At 37.5% G+C, this 1030-nt stretch carries 1 protein-coding gene; it reads left to right on the top strand.

Annotated features, from left to right (window positions below; translation table 11 throughout):
- Positions 1-976, top strand: a 976-nt coding sequence (locus tag J8281_RS18880; protein ID WP_210199222.1) for an IS110 family transposase, incomplete at its 5' end; no start/stop codon positions are given.
- Positions 977-1030 lie beyond the last annotated feature (54 nt).

The following is a 1030-nucleotide window of genomic DNA, read 5'->3' as shown; positions in this document are numbered from 1 at the left end:
CGGTATTGACGTAAGTAAATCTGTGGTAGATGCTTTTATTTACTCCACCAGAGATAAAGCGCGCTTTGAAAATACAACAAAAGGCTTAGGTAAACTACTTGAGTGGGTGTTATCGAGAAGTAACCATTGCAAAGAAGAGATGTTCTTTATATTTGAGCATACAGGTATCTATACGGAGCGCTTAACACAGGTGCTGACCAAAGAACAATTGTATTACAGCATCATTTCTGGACTAGAGATCAAGAAATCAATGGGCATTGTCAGAGGAAAAGACGATCGTATTGATGCTGCTCGCATCGCCCTGTATGGATATAGGCTAAGAGAAGAACTCCAAGCAGAAAAGCCTGTAGGTACAACTGTCAAGAAATTAAAGTCCCTAGCTGCCCTACGTAAAAGAATGATCAGGGAACGCGCAGGATATAAAACCAGTCTAAAAGAACAGAAGCAAATACTGAGCGGTAAAGATTACGCATTCTCATTTAGTCTACAAAAGCGTATGATAAAAGCGTTGACCAGAGAAATAAAGGCTATTGAAAACCAGCTTAAGCTCCTGATAGAAAAAGACCAGCAACTAAAGGAAATCTACAACTTGATTCTTAGTGTTAAAGGAGTGGGTACAGTGACAGCAATAAGTCTGATCGTACACACAAATAAATTTAGCAAGTTCCAAACCTGGAGACAGTTTGCCTCATATTGTGGAATTGCACCCTTCCCTCATAGATCTGGAAGCAGTGTGAAAGGTCGAACAAAAGTGTCAAACTTGGCTAACAAAGAAATAAAAACACTTTTGAATATGTGCGCCTTATCTGCTATAAAACATAATCCGGAGATGAAAGCATACTTTAAGAAAAGGACAGCGTTGGGAAAACATAAAATGAGCACTATCAACATTATAAGAAATAAACTGGTATCAAGAATATTTGCAGTAGTAAACAGAGGTACGGAATATGTTGATGTTTTAAAATATGCTTGTTAACATTGTTGATAAGATCAACTCTTTAAACTTGTTTTTATCATAGAATGCTATGCT

Source organism: Aquimarina sp. U1-2, from assembly GCF_017897595.1.
GTDB lineage: Bacteria > Bacteroidota > Bacteroidia > Flavobacteriales > Flavobacteriaceae > Aquimarina.
Note: the sequence above shows the minus strand (reverse complement) of the source record. Positions and strands in the feature narration are given on the sequence as shown.